This is a genomic window from Streptomyces sp. NPDC004539, assembly GCF_040610055.1.
GTDB lineage: Bacteria > Actinomycetota > Actinomycetes > Streptomycetales > Streptomycetaceae > Streptomyces.
Genome location: NZ_JBEXLS010000006.1, coordinates 346,552 through 361,228, shown reverse-complemented (window position 1 = coordinate 361,228; position 14,677 = coordinate 346,552). Strand labels below are relative to the sequence as shown.

Here is a 14,677-nt window from a genome sequence, read left to right as displayed (position 1 = left end):
ACCCCAGTGCTGTTGTCTCGTCGGCGCGTTGTGATGCTGGGCCTGCTGGTCGTCGCGGGCAGCCCATGGGTACAGAAGCCGCTCCTGGAGCACTACTACGAGCACTACTACGACGACGGCTCCACGCAGTGGCTCATCCAGGCGGCGTTCGCCCCGGCGTGGCAGTACGACCCCGCGAAGACGGACGGCGGCGAGTATCTGCTCTCGAACGGGCTGCTCACCGCGCTGATGTTCGCGGGCGTCCTGCTGCTCCCCGCGCGGATGCCGACGCGGCTGCCGGAATGGCTGCGCTGCGTCCTCGGGGCCGTCCTGGCGGCAGAGGCGGCGTACCTGGTCCAGTGGGCCGTACCGGAACTGTTCTACGCGCACGCCTCGGCCATCGAGTTCGGCGGGGAGACGCTGAGGAACTTCCTGCGCTCGGGCCTCGTCTTCGGGCTCGCCGCCGGGCTGCTGTTCGCACTGCTGAGCAAGGGGTCGCCCGGGACGCGCGTGTCCGCCAGGACGGTGCGGGCGTTCTCAGGCCGGAGGAGTAGAGGGACGAGAGAGGGGCTGGGTGTGAAGACGGTACCGATGAGCATGCCGCTCGGGCGTACACCGGGGGACGTCACCAGGTATCTGTGCGCGGCTGCCTACACGGACGAGATCTTCGCCCGCCGGGTGGTGGACGAGGTGCTGGCGGACGAGGCGAGCGCGGTCGCGCCGTCGCCGGACGTCGATCTGGTCGCGGTGACGCTGCACTGCCTCAAGGCCGAGAAGCTGCGTTACGGGCGTGACCTGCGGCTCTCGGCCGCCTTCGCGGTCGTGGCGGTCGTCGCGCCGCTGTGGCTGATCCCGGCGGGGATGCTCCTCGGGGTCGTGCAGCGTCCCGTGCAGCCCAGCCTGTCGACACGTGGCCGCCACCATCCCGACGGCAAGGTGCTGGTGAGCGCGGGGATCTCGGCCGGTGTCGTCGGGCTGCTCGCGATCTACTTCGCCGTGCTGCTGTCCTCGCTGCCGCTGCCGGGGTTCATCGCGTGGCTGCTCGGCGCCTACGCGGGCGGTGTCCCGGCGGTGCTGGCGTCGCTGGGCGCGGTGGCGTTCGCGTACACCATGGTCGTCCGGCACGAGACGCAGATCGACCAGTTGCTGCGGTCGACGATGACGCGCGGGACGTTCGGGTCCGCGCCGCCGCCGGCGCCGCCCCACAAGGACTGGATCACGAAGCGGCTCGGGGCGATCGGCGAGGCGCAGAACGGGAACGTGACGATCTACAGCGGCTACGCCCCGTGGATGGGGTACGGCGCCACTCAGTCCAAGTACCCGCTGACGGTGCCGCTGCTGCCGGCCGACGACCCGACCGGCGCGGGCCGGCCCGCCGAGCCCCGGCCGTTCACGGTGACCGAGCTGATCGACCACGTCCGCACCCGGTTGCGGTCGACCGCCGGTGAGGAGGCGCTCGGTTCGCTGGCGATCGAGGACCGGGTCTTCGTGAACGGGACGACGCTGGCGGACGACGCGCGGTTCATGCGGGCGGAGACGCTGGTGCCGGTGACGCGGCTGGCCGACGAGACGGTCCGGGAGATCATGCTCCGGCCGACCGGGCACGTCCGGCACTATCTGGCGGTCCATGTGCCGCTGTGGGGCGGGGACGTCGTACCGAGTGTGCTGCTGCACTTCTCGACGGCGAGCCAGACGCTTCAGCTGCACATCGACAACCATGTGATGAGCCCGGTGTTCGCGGCGTACCACGCGGTGGACCGGCTGCGCGGTCCCGGGCTCGGGGCGGACGCGCGGCGCGGGGTGCTGGTGAGCGCGATCGGGCGGACGGGCGGGGCGCTGCTGGCGGCGCCGATGCGGGCCCGGCACCACGCCCGGTTCGAGACACGCCACTCGCGGCGGATGGACGACGAGTTCAAGGCGATGGAGCAAGACCCGGGGTACGACTACGGGGCGCGGGTCAGTGTGCGGGAGCTGGCGCTCGGGCCGGAGTACCAGAACTATTTCCAGGTGCTGGACGCCGAGCGGGTCACGGCGCTGATCCAGCGTCACACGTTCGCGGCGATCCGGGAGTTCCTGGACGAGCGGGGGTACGACACGACGGACTTCCGGGCCCAGCAGCAGACGATCCTGAACCAGGGGGTCATCCAGCAGGGCGGGACGAGCTTCGTCGGCAACCAGGCGATCGGGCCCGGCGCGAGTGCCGTCCAGGGTGTCCCGAAGCAGCAGGGCGGGCCGGCCGCCGCACCGAGCGCGGCCGGGGGCGCCGCCAAGTGACCTTGATCCAGGGGGGTTTCAGCCATGAGTGACGAGGGGCGTCAGGGCCCGTTCATCAACCAGGGCGTCGTCCAGTACGGCGGTACGAGCAATGTCGGCAACCAGGCGGTCGGGCCGGGGGCGACGGCGCATTCGGGCGAGGTCTCCTTCCAGACCTTCGACGCCGGGCGGACCGCCGAACTCCTCGCCCACGTCGAGGCGTTGCTCGCGGCGCACCGGGCGCAGCTCTCCGACCCCGAGGCGACCGGCCGGGAACTGCGGCGGCTGCGGGACGAGTTGGAGGAGCCGCAGCCGGAGGCGGGGGTGGTGCGCCGGGCCCTGACCCGCCTGAACGACTTCGTCCAGCCGGTGACCCCGCTGGTGGTCGCGGTCGGTCAACTGGCGCAGTCGATGCAGGGGTTGCCCGGCTTCTGACCGGACCGTCCCGAGGGCCGCCCCGCACGGGGCGGCCCTTTTCGGGATTCTCCGGACCTCCGCTCCCCCGGCGGTCTACGGTACGAGCACGAGGCGTTGCCCACCGTGACCGTCCGAGGAGGCTCCCGTGCCTGCGCCCTGTGATCCCGCGTACGCCCCGATCGGTGACGTGAGCACCGCGCTCCTGATGATCGACTCCCGGCTCAAGACCCTCTACTCGGGGCGCACCACGACCGACCCCGAGCAGCAGGAGCTGATCGACCAGTACACCGACTCGATGACTCCGCAGGGCGCGCGCGACGTCCTGGACGGCGCCTGCACCCTCATCTACATGTACATGAAGTGGCTGCGGCTCGCCCACGCGGAACACGACCGGGACGTCGTCGAGTACGTCGTCCCCAGCCTCGTCGCCACTCTCCGCCAGATGCCCCGCAGCGTCGGCCCCGAAGCCATCCCCACCATGGTCGGTCTGGTCGTCGCCTCCGCGATGGAACTCAGCCCCAGCCTGTGGCGCCAGCAGTACGGAACCTGGACCAAGGTCGAGATGACGGCCCTGGAGGCGACAGCGACCCTCCTCGCCGAGCACATCAACCGCATCACCGACGACCAGGACTTCGCCACCCGCATCATCACGGACGCGTTGACCCGGGCGGAGGAGGACGCGGAGGGGGAGGACGACGAGGAGGGGGAGGAGGACGACTAACAGGCTTCGGTGAGGCCGTGGCGCAGGCGAAGGAGTCCTCGGCGGATGTGGCTCTTGACGGTGCCGAGGGGCCAGCCGGTGTGTTCGGCGATCTGGGTCTGGGTGAGGTCCTCGTAGAAGGCGAGGCCGAGGGCGCGGCGTTGGGCCGGGGGGAGTTTGGCGAGTTCGGTGCGGACGAGGAGCCGGTCGAGGAGGGCCTCGGGGTCCGGGGGTGCGGTGGGTGCGGGGCGGAGTTCGGCGCGGCGGGTGCGGGCGGTGAGGGCGTCGGCGATGCGGTGGCGGGTGATGCCCATGATCCAGCCGGGGAAGGTGCCGAGGTGAGGGCGGTAGCCCTGGCGGCCCCGCCAGACGCCGAGGAAGACCAGCTGCGTGACGTCCTCGGCCTCCTTCGCGTCCCCGAGGGAACGCCGGGCTGCACTGTGCACCAGCGCCGACCACCGGTCGTAGGCCGCGGCGAGACACGCCTCGTCACCCGCGACGACCCCCTGGGCGAGTTCGTCGTCCGCCAGCGCGGTGGGGTTCATGGCGGGGGGCTCCTCAGGTCGGGGGCCCCATCGTGCGAGTGTGCGTGGCGGGCCTCAACCTGCGTCGGTTGTGCGTCGTGTTGCGGGAGGGTGGGCGGATGAACAGCTTGCGGCAGGGTGCGGTCAGGGGCGCGGCGGACTCCCGGAACGAGGGTGCGGACGGCGTCCCCGGCGCGCCCCGCTCCGGGTCCCTCCGCCCCGGCCCCTCCCCCGGCCTCACCACCGGCGCCCTGGCGCAGCGTCTCGGGATCGCCCCCACCACCCTGCGCACCTGGGACCGCCGTTACGGCATCGGCCCCGCCGCGCGGACGGACGGGCGGCACCGGCGGTGGGGTGCGGAGGACGTGGCGGTGGTGGAGCGGATGTGCCGGCTGACGTCGGCCGGGGTGGCTCCGGCGGAGGCGGCGCGGGTGGCGGCGGGCGGCGGGGACGCGGAGGCGGTCGCCGACGAGGCGGAGCAGGTGCTGCCGCTCGGGGACGTGCGGCGGGAGTGCCGGGGGCTCGCCCGGGCCGCCGTCCGGCTCGACGCGCCCGCCGTGGAACGGCAGTTGAGCGCGGCGGTGGAGACGTACGGGGTGACGGTCGCCTGGGAGGAGGTGATGGCGCCGGTGCTGCACGCGGTGGGCCGCAAGTGGGCCTCCTCCGGGGACCGGTACGTCGAGGTGGAGCACCTCCTGTCCTGGCACGTCTCCACCGCCCTGCGCCGCCGCGCCGCCCCCGCCCCGGGCCCCGACCCCGTCGTGCTGGCCTGCGTCCCCGACGAACAGCACACCCTCGCCCTGGAGGCCCTGCACGCCGGCCTCGCCGAACGGGGCCTGCCCACGAGGATGTTCGGGGCGGCCGTCCCGGTGCCCGCGCTGACCGCGGCCGTGGACCGGCTCGGCCCCGCCGCGGTCGTGCTGTGGGCGCAGACCCGGTCCACGGCGAGCCTCGCGCTGGCCCGGCGGATCGCGGGTGCGCGGTGGGGCGTGAAGGGGGCCCGCCGGGGGCCGCTGGTGGTGCTGGGCGGGCCCGGCTGGCTGGGGCGGGTGGGCGAGGGCATGGTGTGGCCCGGCGGTCTGCGGGACGCGCTGGACACGCTCAGTCGAGGCCGCGGGCCCGCTTGAAACGGGCGAGTCCGTCGGAGAGGTCGACGATCGGGTCGGGGTAGTCGCCGGCCGCGAGCCGGTCGAGGCCGCGCAGCTTCCACGGTTCGTGGACCGACGGCGCCTCCAGCGCGGCGAGTTCGGGGACCCAGCGGCGTACGTACGCGCCGTCGGGGTCGTAACGCTTCGCCTGCGTCACGGGGTTGAGGACGCGGTTGGGGCGGGAGTCGGTACCGGTGCCCGCCATCCACTGCCAGTTGAGCTGGTTGTTCGCGACGTCGCCGTCGACGAGCAGCTCCAGGAAGTGCGCGGCGCCCACCCGCCAGTCGACGTACAGGGTCTTCGTGAGGAAACTCGCGGTCAGCAGGCGGCCCCGGTTGTGCATCCAGCCCTCGTGCAGGAGCTGGCGCATCGCCGCGTCGACGATCGGGTAGCCGGTGCGGCCCGCCTTCCACGCCTCGACGTCCTCCCGCGCGTCGTCCTCGGTGCGCCAGCGGTCGTGCTTGGCGCGGTAGTCGGTGTGCGCGGCGTGCGGGCGGGCGGCGAGGACCTGCCGGTGGAAGTCGCGCCAGGCGAGCTGCCGGACGAACGCCTCCGGCCCCGGGCCGTCCACCGTGCGCGCCCGGTGGACCAGCTCCACCGGGGAGAGCGTGCCGAAGTGCAGGTGCGGGGAGAGCTTGGAGGTGGCGTCCCCGGCGAGGTCGTCGTGCCGGTCCTCGTACGCCGCGATCCCGCCGCGCAGCCAGGCCGCGAACCGTGCCCGCCCGGCCGTCTCGCCGCCCCACTTCCCGGTGTGCGCGGGCAGCGGCTCGGACTCGACGCCGTCGGGGACGCGTACGGTGCGCGGGGCGGCGAGGGGGTTGCGCAGGGGGGTGCGCGACCAGTGCCGGTGGTACGGCGTGAACACCGCGAAGTGGTCCGAGCCGGCCGGGAGCACGGCGCCGGGGGCGATCGCCGTGCTGACCGTGTCGTGCACGTGCAGCCGGACGCCCTCCGCCTCCAGCGCCTTGCGCAGCCGCTCCTCCCTGCGCTGCGCGTACGCGCTGACGTCCGCCGCCAGGTGGACCTCGTCGGCGCCGGTCCGGGCGGCGGTCCGGCACACCTCCTCGACGGGTTCCCCGGTGCGCAGGACGAGCCGGCCGCCGCGTTCGCGCAGGCCGGTGTCGAGGTCGTGGAGGCAGTCCGCGAGGAACGCGAGGCGGTGGGGGGCGGCGAAGCCGGCGGCGTCCACGGCCGGGTCGCGGACGAACAGGGGGACGATCTGCCGGGCGCCGTCCAGGGCCGCCCTCAGCGGGGGGTGGTCGTGGAGGCGGAGGTCTGAGGTGAACAGGACGATCGAGGTGTGCATGACGCTGGCTCCCGGGGCGGTCGGTTCTCCGAGAAGCGTTTCCCTCCGGGGGGCGGGATCGGATGCACGGTCACCGGAACGCCGTACCGGGTCCGCCGTCAGTCGCCGATCCTGACGTCGACGGCCCTCATGTCCAGCCCCGGTTCCCGTTCGGCGGCCTCCCACACCCGGTCTCTGACGCGGGCGGCGAGCCGAGGGAGTACGGCGCCGGCGGGGGCCCGGACATCCACGCGGACCTCGACGCCGCCGCCGTCGGCCCGGAGAATCCGGCAGCAGTCCGCGCGGACTCCGGGCACCGTCTCCGCCGCCGCCCTCAGGGCACGCGCCACGTCGGTGGGGTCGGTCATCGCCGGGCCTCCCGTACTGGTGTCGGACGGCACGGTGCCGTCCCGTACGGATCACTTCCGCCGTGGGGCGCCGTCCGGATGCACCTCGATGCCCTCGATGTCGAAGCGGCCGTCCGCCGTGAGCGGGTCGGGGGTGCCGGCCGGGTCCAGGAGGTGCGCCACGAGCGCGGCCGTCGTCCGGTGCCAGGTGCGGTAGCGGCGCAGCATGGCGTGATCGCCCCCGGCGACCACCCCCCACTCGACGCGCGCGGCGATCCCCTCGGCCCGCCGCATCACCTCGGCGGTCTCCTCGGCGGAGGTGACGCGGTCCCGGTCGCCGTGCAGCGCGACCACGTACCGGCCGGCCACCTGCTCCACCGGCTCCCCCGCCGGCCACCACGGCGCCAGCCCCACGACGCCCCGCACCAGCTCGTGCCCGGCGGCCCGCAACGCCGCCCGCCCGCCCATGGAGTGCCCGACCAGCACAACAGGCACGTCCCCCATCCGCTCCCCCACCTCGTCGAGCGCCCTCAGGGTGTCCCGCACCGGGTCGGCCCGCTCCCCGTTCCACCCCCGCACCCGGTACCGCACCCGCGTGACCAGCACATCCTCCTCGACCACGTCCACCACGGCCCGCCGCACCGGCTCCATCCGCAACGCCGCCAACTGCCGGCGCCGCGCCGGCCGCACATCCCTCTCCGCCCCACCGTGCAACACCATCACCACCGCCCGAGCCGCCCCGTCCACCAGCACCCCTCTCGCTCCGTCCCCCACCGATCTTCCCCCACCCCGCCCCGCACGTCACTCCCCTCACCAACTCCCGTACGCCTCTCCGGTCCCCGGGTCGCCGTCATGCGGACGTCCGGTTCCGGCCGGCGCGGGCCGGGGCGTTCACTCCAGCGGCTCGTACGCGAACCAGTCGAAGTGGACGGTGCCTTCGGCGGCGTACATGCCGAGTACGCGGCCGGTGAAGCCGCCGGCGACCTCGGTGGAGAGGTAGCGGCCGTCCAGGGAGGCGAGTTCGGTGAAGGTGCCGTCGGGTTCCTCGACGCCGAGGGTGAGGGTGTCGGGGCCGGTGCGGGAGTCGAGGGGTTTCGTGGGGGTGATGTCGACGCGGAGAACGAGGGGGCCGGGCGGGACGGGGTGGGTCGCGACGACGGGGTCCAGGGAGCCGACGCGGGCCCGGACGCGGACCTCGCCGGGGCCGGCCTCGACGGCGTAGTGGTGCTGTTCGTCGAGGCGTACGGCCAGGCCGCCGCGCCCCTGGGCGGGGTCGATCAGGGTGCGGGCGCGGCAGGTGAGGTGCTGCTGGCGGCGGCCGGTGAAGACGGCGTCGGGTGCGTCGAGGGAGGTGCCCCGGGCGTGGAGGGTGAGCCAGCCGGGGCGTTCCCCGGTCGTGCAGTGGGCGGCGGGCCGCTCGCGCGGGGAGATCCACTGCGGGGCGAGGGCGGCGTCGTCGAAGTCGTCCCGCTGTCCGTCCGTCGGGTGGGGGCCGGAGACGGGTTCGCCGACGACCGGCCAGCCGTCGGCCCAGGTGACGGGGGCGAGGAACGTCTCGCGGCCGAGGACGTGCCAGCCGGGGGTGCCGCCGCCGGGGCGGACGCCGAGGAAGACCATCCACCAGGTGCCGTCGGGGGCCTGGACGAGGTCCGCGTGGCCGGTGTTCTGGATCGGGTGGTGGGTGCCCCGGTGGGTGAGGACCGGGTTGTCGGGGCAGGGCTCGAACGGGCCGTCGGGGGCGGGGCCGCGGGCGATGGCGACGGAGTGGCCGCGTTCGGTGCCGCCCTCGGCGATGAGGAGGTACCAGTGGTCGCCGACGCGGTGGAGGTGCGGGGCCTCCGGGGCCTGCGCGCCGGGGCTGCCGGACCAGACGGCGCGGGCGGGGCCGAGGGTCTCGCCGGTGGTGGGGTCGATGCGGTACTGGCGGACGCCGGCGACCGTGCACCAGCAGGTGCCGTCGTCGTCCCAGGCGAGGTCGGGGTCGATGCCGTGGACGTCGGGCAGCAGGACCGGGTCGGACCAGGGGCCCGCCGGGTCGGTGGCGGTGACGATCAGGTTGCCGTCGGTGCTGACGTTCGTGACGATCAGCCAGAAGCGGCCGTCGTGGTGGCGGAGGGTGGGGGCGTACAGGCCCCCGGAGGAGAGGGTGTCGGGCGGGAGGCGCAACTGGCCCGGCCGGTCGAGGGCGTTGCCGATCTGCGTCCAGTGCAGGAGGTCGCGGCTGTGGAAGAGGGGGATGCCGGGGAAGTACTCGAAGCTGGAGCAGGCGAGGTAGTAGTCGTCGCCGACCCGGCAGACGCTGGGATCGGGGTGGAAACCGGGGATCACGGGCTGGTTGCCGACCATGGGGTTCACGATCCCCGGGACCGCCGGGGCTTGGCAAGTGTCGTGCCGTGGATCAGAAAGTTTCGTCCGGTGGCGGCGCCGTGCTCTCCCTGACCGTCAGCCGCGTCGCGATCTCCAGGCCGGTCTGCGGCGCCCGCTCGCCCCGCCCGAGGAGCAGGGCCAGCTCGGTCGCGGCCACGGCCATCTCGGTGAGCGGCTGGTGCACGGTGGTGAGCGGCGGATCGACCCAGCCGACGACCGGCAGATCGTCGAACCCGACGACGCTGAGGTCCCCGGGAATCCGCAGCCCCGCCTCCCGGGCCGCCTGGTAGACCCCCAGCGCCTGGAGGTCGTTGGCGGTGAAGACCGCCGTGGGCCGGGCGGGCAGCGCCAGCAGGGCCCGCGCCGCCTCGTGCCCGTCCTCCCGGGTGAGCGGCGCGTGGACGACGAGGTCCGGGTCCTCGGGCAGTCCGGCCGACCGCAGGGCCGAGCGGTACCCGTCGAGCCGTGCGGCGCAGCAGAGCTGGTCGCGGGGGCCGCCGATCATGGCGATCCGGCGGTGCCCGAGCCCGGTGAGGTGGCGGGTCGCCGCGCGGCCCCCGGACCAGTTGGTGGCGCCGACGAACGGGACGTCGTCCGGGAGTTCGACGATCGGGTCGAACACGACGAACGGGATGCCCTTCGCGGTGAGCTGGGCGCGTTCGGCCTCGGTGAGCTGGGCGACGGACAGGACGCAGCGGGGCCGCCGTGAGACGGTGTCGTCCCAGCCGGGGACCGCGTCGTGCAGCCCGAAGCGCGACACCATCAGCCCGACGCCGTGCCGTCGCGCGACCTCCTCCACGCCCCGGATGATCTCCACGGCCCACATGTCCCGCAGCTCCCGGAACACCAGCTCCACGACGTTGCTGCGGCTCGCCCCGGCGGGCTTGCGGTACCGGTACTTGTCGACGAGCGCCTCGACGCGCGCCCGGGTGTCCGCGGAGACCCCCGACTTGCCGTTGATCACCTTCGACACGGTCGGCACGGAGACCCCCGCCGACTCGGCGATGTACGCGATGGTCACCGGGCGGGGCGTCCCGGCTCCGTCGGCTGCGTGCTCCCCCAAGGTGGCCTTCCTCGTCGGTCGTGCCGCCATTCTCGCACCGGCCTCTGGCCGACCCAAGATCCCGGTGTTAGCTTCTCCGCCGCACGGCACGAAAGTTTCCATCGCATCCAGCTTCCTGAGCGGGGGCCGCACGGCCCCCGCGCCCCCACCGAACGGAAGGTGCTCGTGATGAACTCCCCCGGCAGACATGCCCTTTCGCGGCTCCCCGCGCTCCTCGTGGCCCTCCTCCTCGCCCTCCTCCTGTCCCCCGTGACCCCCGCGCACGCCGCCGACCCTCCCCCGCCGAGCTCCCCCGCCGCCCGCAGCGCGGTCGCGGCGATGCAGCCGGGGTGGAACCTCGGCAACACGTACGACGCGATCCCCGACGAGACGTCCTGGGGCAACCCGCCGGTGACGAAGGCGCTGCTCCAGCAGGTCAAGTCGCAGGGTTTCCGCAGCATCAGACTCCCCGTCACCTGGGGCGGACACCAGGGCGGGGCGCCCGGCTACACCATCGACGCGGCGTGGATGGCGAAGGTCGCGCAGGTCGTCGACTGGGCGCTGGAGGAGAATCTCTACGTCATGCTGAACCTGCACCACGACTCGTGGTCGTGGCTCAACACCCTCCCGTCGAACCATGACGCGGTGCTCGCCCGCTACACCGCGACCTGGACGCAGATCGCGGCGCGGCTGCGGGACCGCTCCGACCGGCTGGTGTTCGAGAGCGTCAACGAGCCGACGTTCACCGGGACTTCGGGGGACGACGAGAACTACCGGCTGCTGGCCGAGCTGAACCGGGTGTTCCAGTCGACCGTACGGGCGTCCGGCGGCGGCAACGCGAACCGGCTGCTCGTGCTGCCCACGCTGTACACGAACTCGGACCAGGGCAGGCTGGACGCGCTGGCGGCCGAACTGACCGCGCTGCGCGACCCGATGATCGCGACGACGATCCACTTCTACGGCTGGTGGCCGTTCAGCGTGAACATCGCCGGGTACACCCGGTTCGACGCGGCGTCCGAGCAGGATCTGACCGGGCAGTTCGACCGCGCGTACAACACGTTCGTCGCGCACGGCGTGCCGGTGATCATCGGCGAGTACGCGCTCCTCGCCTACGACCACACCCGTCCCGGCATCATCGAACGCGGCGAGGTCCGCAAGTACTTCGAGATGCTGGGCAACTACGCGCGGGACCGGCAGCTCACGACGATGCTGTGGGACGCGGGCCAGTTCCTGAACCGGGGCACCCTCCAGTGGCGGGACCCGGAGCTGTTCGCGCAGATCAAATCGAGCTGGACGACACGTTCGGGCACGGCTTCCACGGACCAGGTGTTCCTGTCCAGGTCGACGCCGATCACGGCCCGTACGCTCACGCTCGACGCGAACACCACGAACTTCCAGGGCCTGCGCCAGGGGACCCGCAACCTCCTCCAGGGCCGTGACTACACCCTGAGCGGTGATCAGCTCACGCTCACCGCGACCGCCCTCACCGAACTCGCGGGCAATCGGGCGTACGGGGTGAACGCGACGCTCCAGGCGCGGTTCTCACGCGGGGTGCCCTGGCGGATCGACGTCGTCTCGTACGACACCCCGGTCCTGTCGAACGCGTCGGGGAACGCGAGCGGGCTGAGCGTCCCCACGCAGTTCCGGGGCGATCAGCTCGCGACGATGGAGGCCAGGTACGACGACGGGAGCAACGCGGGTCCGGCGAACTGGACGTCGTACCAGCAGTGGGACAGCGCGTTCTCCGCGTACACGAGTGACGCGATCAAGCTGACCCCGGACTTCGTCACGTCGCTCAGGGAGGGTGCCCGGGTGACGCTGACGTTCCATTTCTGGAGCGGGGCGACGGTGACGTATCACGTCGTCAAGTCGGGCGGGACGGTGACCGGGACGGTCTAGAACGCCATGCGGACGGTTTTCCGCAGGGTGAGGAACTCCTTGTCGAACTCGGTGTCCGTGCGCTCCGCGTAGCGGTTGACGGAGATGTCCCGGCTGCGGAGGCGGCCGGTGACGCGGAGCGCGCGTTCCGGGTCGCGGGTGAAGAGCGTCGTCGTGCGGGCGGTGCCGGCGTGGACGGCTTCGTCCTCGTGGGCGAACGGGGCGACGGTGACGACGGGGCCGGGCAACTCGTCGATGTCCGCGGGGAGTTCGGTGAGCACGGTCGGGCGGACGAACCAGTCGTCGCCGGTGAGGCCGCCGGTGACGATCCGTCCGCCGCCCATGAGGAGGCCGGCGACCTTGTGGTACTGGGCGGGGCCGGCGAGCGGTCCGACGACGGTCAGCGGGTCCGCGGGGTCGCCGACCTGGAGTGTGCGGGCGGTTTCGGCGAGCCGGTCGAGGAACGCGCAGTACACCCGTTCCTGCACGAGGAAGCGTGAGCCGTCGAAGGCCGCGCCGGTGACGGCGGCGTCCAGGTCGGCGTCGTCGCACACGATCACGCTCGGGCGTTCCACGAGGTCGAGGGCGACCGGCGTGAGGTTGACGGCCGCGCCCATCGCGACGACCCGGCCGGTGACCCGGGAGCCGGTGAAGGCGATCCGGTCGACGGCGGGGTTGCGGGTGAGGGCGGCGCCGACGTCCCCGAAGCCGAGGACGACGTTGAGGACACCGTCCGGGATTCCCGCCCGGAGGGCGAGGCGGCCCAGCAGGGCGGCGGAGGCGGGGCTGTCCCCGGAGGGCTTGAGGACGACGGTGTTCCCCCGGGCCAGCGCCGGGGCGACGATCCGTACGGCGTTCAGGAGAGGGGTGTGCCAGGACACGATCCCGGCGACGACCCCCGCGGGCGTCCGGGCGTCGTCCTCGACACAGTCGACGGCGAACCGCACGCACTCCGCGGCCCGCGGAACGTCGCACCCCGCCCGCGCCCGCCCCACGTCCCGTCCGTCCGCACGGGCGAACTCCCCGGCGGACTCCTCCACGAGCCCCGCCAGCCGATACAGCAACCGCCTGCGCTCCGGCAGCCCCGTCCGCGCCCACGGCCCCCCGTCGAACGCCCGCCGCGCCGCGGCGACAGCAAGCTCCGCGTCCAGCGCGGCCCCCCGCGCCACAGCGGCGTACGGCGCACGCGTGACGGGGTCGACATCGTCGTACAGAGCTCCGTCGACAGAACCTGTCTCGGCCCCGTCGATGACGTGCAGGATCTTCACGGCGCGCATTCCTCGAACGACGATGACGGCTCGTCAGTCTTCAACGATTTCGCGATACATGTCAAGGAATTGCCGGATGAGACCGTTTCTGAGACCGATAGCACCGCCTGTCCGGGCCCCACCCGCAAATCATCCACACACGGCCCCGGCACATTCAGCCATTTCGGTGAGCGTCTGCTTGTCACGCCCTCACCCCCTCCCCGGTCATAGGGGTATGACGGCATCGTGTCGTCCGCGCGGAGGAGGGGATTCGTGGAGGAGCAGGCGGTGTACGTGCTCGATCCGACGGGTGCGGGGCGGGAGGTGGAGCACCGGGTGCTGCGGGAGCGGGGGCCGGTGACGCGGGTGGAGGTGCTCGGGGTCGAGGTGTGGGCGGTCACGGAGCCGGAGGTGATCAAGGGACTGCTGACCGATCCGAGGGTGTCGAAGGACGCACGGGCGCACTGGCCTCGGTTCGCGGAGGTGGTGCCTCGGTGGCCGCTGGCCTTGTGGGTGGCGGTGGAGAACATGTTCACGGCGTACGGGGAGGACCATCGGAGGCTGCGGCGGATGGTGGCGCCGTCGTTCACGGCGCACCGGATGAGGGCGCTGGCGCCGACGGTGGCGGGGATGGTCCGGGAGCTGGTCGGCGGACTGCCGGCCGGGGAGGAGGCCGTGGATCTGCGGGCGCGGCTCGCGTACCCGTTGCCGATCGCCGTGATCAGCCATCTGCTGGGCGTGCCGAAGGAGCGGGCGGACGACTTCCGCGAGGTGGTCGACGGGGTCTTCGACACGACCCTCACCCCGGAGCAGGCGCAGGCGAACACCGCGCTGCTGTACGAGAAGCTGGCCGGCCTGGTCCGTACGAAACGGGAGTCGCCCGGCTCCGACCTGACCTCGCAGTTCATCGCGGCCCGCGACGAGGAGGGCACCGGCTTCTCCGAGGAGGAGCTGCTCGGGACGCTGGTGCTGATGCTGAGCGCCGGCTACGAGACGACGGTGAACGTCATCGACCAGGCGATCACCCTCCTCCTGACGCACCCCGGCCAGCTGGAGCTGGTCCGCTCGGGCGAGCGCGGCTGGCCGGACGTCGTGGAGGAGACCCTCCGCCTCGAACCCGCCGTCACCCACCTCCCGCTGCGCTACGCCCTCACCGACATCCCCCTCCCCGGCGGCGTCACCGTCGCTCAGGGCGACCCGATCCTCATGTCGTACGGCGCCGCGAACCGCCACCCGAATCCGCGCGGCGCCGACGCGGACGTCTTCGACCTCACCCGCGCCGACAAGGAGCACCTCGCCTTCGGCCACGGCGTCCACTTCTGCCTGGGCGCCCCCCTGGCCCGCCTGGAGGTCACCGAGGCCCTCGCCCAGCTCTTCGCCCGCTTCCCGGACATCCGCCTGGCCGTCCCTGCGTCCGCCCTCCGCCCCCTGCCCTCCCTGATCAGCAACGGCCACCAGGAACTCCCGGTCGTCCTCGGCCCCTGAACCGC

Annotated in this window: 13 protein-coding genes; 6 read left to right on the top strand and 7 right to left on the bottom strand. The window is 73.1% G+C overall.

The window, feature by feature from the left end; all coding sequences use genetic code 11:
- Nucleotides 1-6 precede the first annotated feature (6 nt).
- The 3 genes from ABZX85_RS15795 to ABZX85_RS15785 all read left to right on the top strand — a co-directional run bounded on the left by ABZX85_RS15795 (nt 7) and on the right by ABZX85_RS15785 (nt 3,370).
- The gene (locus ABZX85_RS15795) at nt 7-2,253 is read left to right on the top strand and encodes a hypothetical protein (RefSeq protein ID WP_355867627.1); all 2,247 of its coding nucleotides are present in this window, start codon (nt 7-9) and stop codon (nt 2,251-2,253) included.
- A 24-nt stretch (nt 2,254-2,277) separates the two neighbouring features.
- Nucleotides 2,278-2,667, top strand: a complete 390-nt coding sequence (locus ABZX85_RS15790; protein WP_355867624.1) for a hypothetical protein — start codon at nt 2,278-2,280, stop codon at nt 2,665-2,667.
- Nucleotides 2,668-2,794: 127 nt separating this feature from the next.
- Complete coding sequence (locus ABZX85_RS15785; protein WP_355867621.1) at nt 2,795-3,370, top strand: hypothetical protein; 576 nt, start codon at nt 2,795-2,797, stop codon at nt 3,368-3,370.
- On the opposite strand, the gene ABZX85_RS15780 is transcribed toward ABZX85_RS15785, so the two are convergent.
- Nucleotides 3,367-3,894: a sigma-70 family RNA polymerase sigma factor gene (locus tag ABZX85_RS15780; RefSeq protein WP_355867618.1), complete on the bottom strand. Its 528-nt coding sequence runs from the start codon at nt 3,892-3,894 to the stop codon at nt 3,367-3,369. The two genes, ABZX85_RS15785 and ABZX85_RS15780, sit on opposite strands and share 4 nt — an antisense overlap.
- 98 nt (nt 3,895-3,992) lie before the next feature.
- Between ABZX85_RS15780 and ABZX85_RS15775 the strand changes: the two genes are divergently transcribed.
- A complete protein-coding gene (locus ABZX85_RS15775) occupies nt 3,993-5,000 on the top strand; it encodes a MerR family transcriptional regulator (RefSeq protein ID WP_355867615.1) in 1,008 nt (335 codons plus the stop codon).
- Here ABZX85_RS15775 and ABZX85_RS15770 read toward each other — a convergent pair.
- From ABZX85_RS15770 to ABZX85_RS15750, 5 genes are all read right to left on the bottom strand, one after another.
- A complete protein-coding gene (locus ABZX85_RS15770; protein ID WP_355867612.1) occupies nt 4,975-6,327 on the bottom strand; it encodes a deoxyribodipyrimidine photo-lyase in 1,353 nt (450 codons plus the stop codon). The genes ABZX85_RS15775 and ABZX85_RS15770 overlap by 26 nt on opposite strands.
- Nucleotides 6,328-6,425: 98 nt before the next feature.
- Nucleotides 6,426-6,674: a hypothetical protein gene (locus ABZX85_RS15765; RefSeq protein WP_355867609.1), complete on the bottom strand. Its 249-nt coding sequence runs from the start codon at nt 6,672-6,674 to the stop codon at nt 6,426-6,428.
- Nucleotides 6,675-6,725: 51 nt separating this feature from the next.
- Entirely contained in the window at nt 6,726-7,373 is a 648-nt protein-coding gene (locus ABZX85_RS15760; protein ID WP_355867932.1) for an alpha/beta fold hydrolase, read from the bottom strand.
- 171 nt (nt 7,374-7,544) lie between these two features.
- A complete protein-coding gene (locus ABZX85_RS15755; protein WP_355867606.1) occupies nt 7,545-8,999 on the bottom strand; it encodes a glycoside hydrolase family 43 protein in 1,455 nt (484 codons plus the stop codon).
- A gap of 52 nt (nt 9,000-9,051) precedes the next feature.
- Complete coding sequence (locus ABZX85_RS15750) at nt 9,052-10,113, bottom strand: LacI family DNA-binding transcriptional regulator (protein ID WP_355867603.1); 1,062 nt, start codon at nt 10,111-10,113, stop codon at nt 9,052-9,054.
- Nucleotides 10,114-10,251: 138 nt separating this feature from the next.
- On the opposite strand from ABZX85_RS15750, the gene ABZX85_RS15745 reads away from it, so the two are divergent.
- On the top strand, nt 10,252-11,961 hold the full coding sequence (locus tag ABZX85_RS15745) for a cellulase family glycosylhydrolase (RefSeq protein ID WP_355867600.1): 1,710 nt from the start codon (nt 10,252-10,254) through the stop codon (nt 11,959-11,961).
- Here the strand turns inward: ABZX85_RS15745 and ABZX85_RS15740 are convergent.
- Entirely contained in the window at nt 11,958-13,208 is a 1,251-nt protein-coding gene (locus tag ABZX85_RS15740; protein ID WP_355867597.1) for an aldehyde dehydrogenase family protein, read from the bottom strand. The two genes, ABZX85_RS15745 and ABZX85_RS15740, sit on opposite strands and share 4 nt — an antisense overlap.
- Before the next feature lie 252 nt (nt 13,209-13,460).
- On the opposite strand from ABZX85_RS15740, the gene ABZX85_RS15735 reads away from it, so the two are divergent.
- Entirely contained in the window at nt 13,461-14,672 is a 1,212-nt protein-coding gene (locus ABZX85_RS15735; protein WP_355867594.1) for a cytochrome P450, read from the top strand.
- Nucleotides 14,673-14,677: the final 5 nt, after the last annotated feature.

Excerpts from the sequence above, each read along its gene's own strand:
- ABZX85_RS15790 (WP_355867624.1), top strand. The coding sequence starts at position 2,278 with ATGAGTGACGAGGGGCGTCAGGGCCCGTTCATCAACCAGGGCGTCGTC.
- ABZX85_RS15780 (WP_355867618.1), bottom strand. The coding sequence starts at position 3,894 with ATGAACCCCACCGCGCTGGCGGACGACGAACTCGCCCAGGGGGTCGTC.
- ABZX85_RS15775 (WP_355867615.1), top strand. The coding sequence starts at position 3,993 with ATGAACAGCTTGCGGCAGGGTGCGGTCAGGGGCGCGGCGGACTCCCGG.
- ABZX85_RS15770 (WP_355867612.1), bottom strand. The coding sequence starts at position 6,327 with ATGCACACCTCGATCGTCCTGTTCACCTCAGACCTCCGCCTCCACGAC.
- ABZX85_RS15765 (WP_355867609.1), bottom strand. The coding sequence starts at position 6,674 with ATGACCGACCCCACCGACGTGGCGCGTGCCCTGAGGGCGGCGGCGGAG.
- ABZX85_RS15760 (WP_355867932.1), bottom strand. The coding sequence starts at position 7,373 with ATGGTGTTGCACGGTGGGGCGGAGAGGGATGTGCGGCCGGCGCGGCGC.
- ABZX85_RS15755 (WP_355867606.1), bottom strand. The coding sequence starts at position 8,999 with ATGGTCGGCAACCAGCCCGTGATCCCCGGTTTCCACCCCGATCCCAGC.
- ABZX85_RS15750 (WP_355867603.1), bottom strand. The coding sequence starts at position 10,113 with ATGGCGGCACGACCGACGAGGAAGGCCACCTTGGGGGAGCACGCAGCC.
- ABZX85_RS15745 (WP_355867600.1), top strand. The coding sequence starts at position 10,252 with ATGAACTCCCCCGGCAGACATGCCCTTTCGCGGCTCCCCGCGCTCCTC.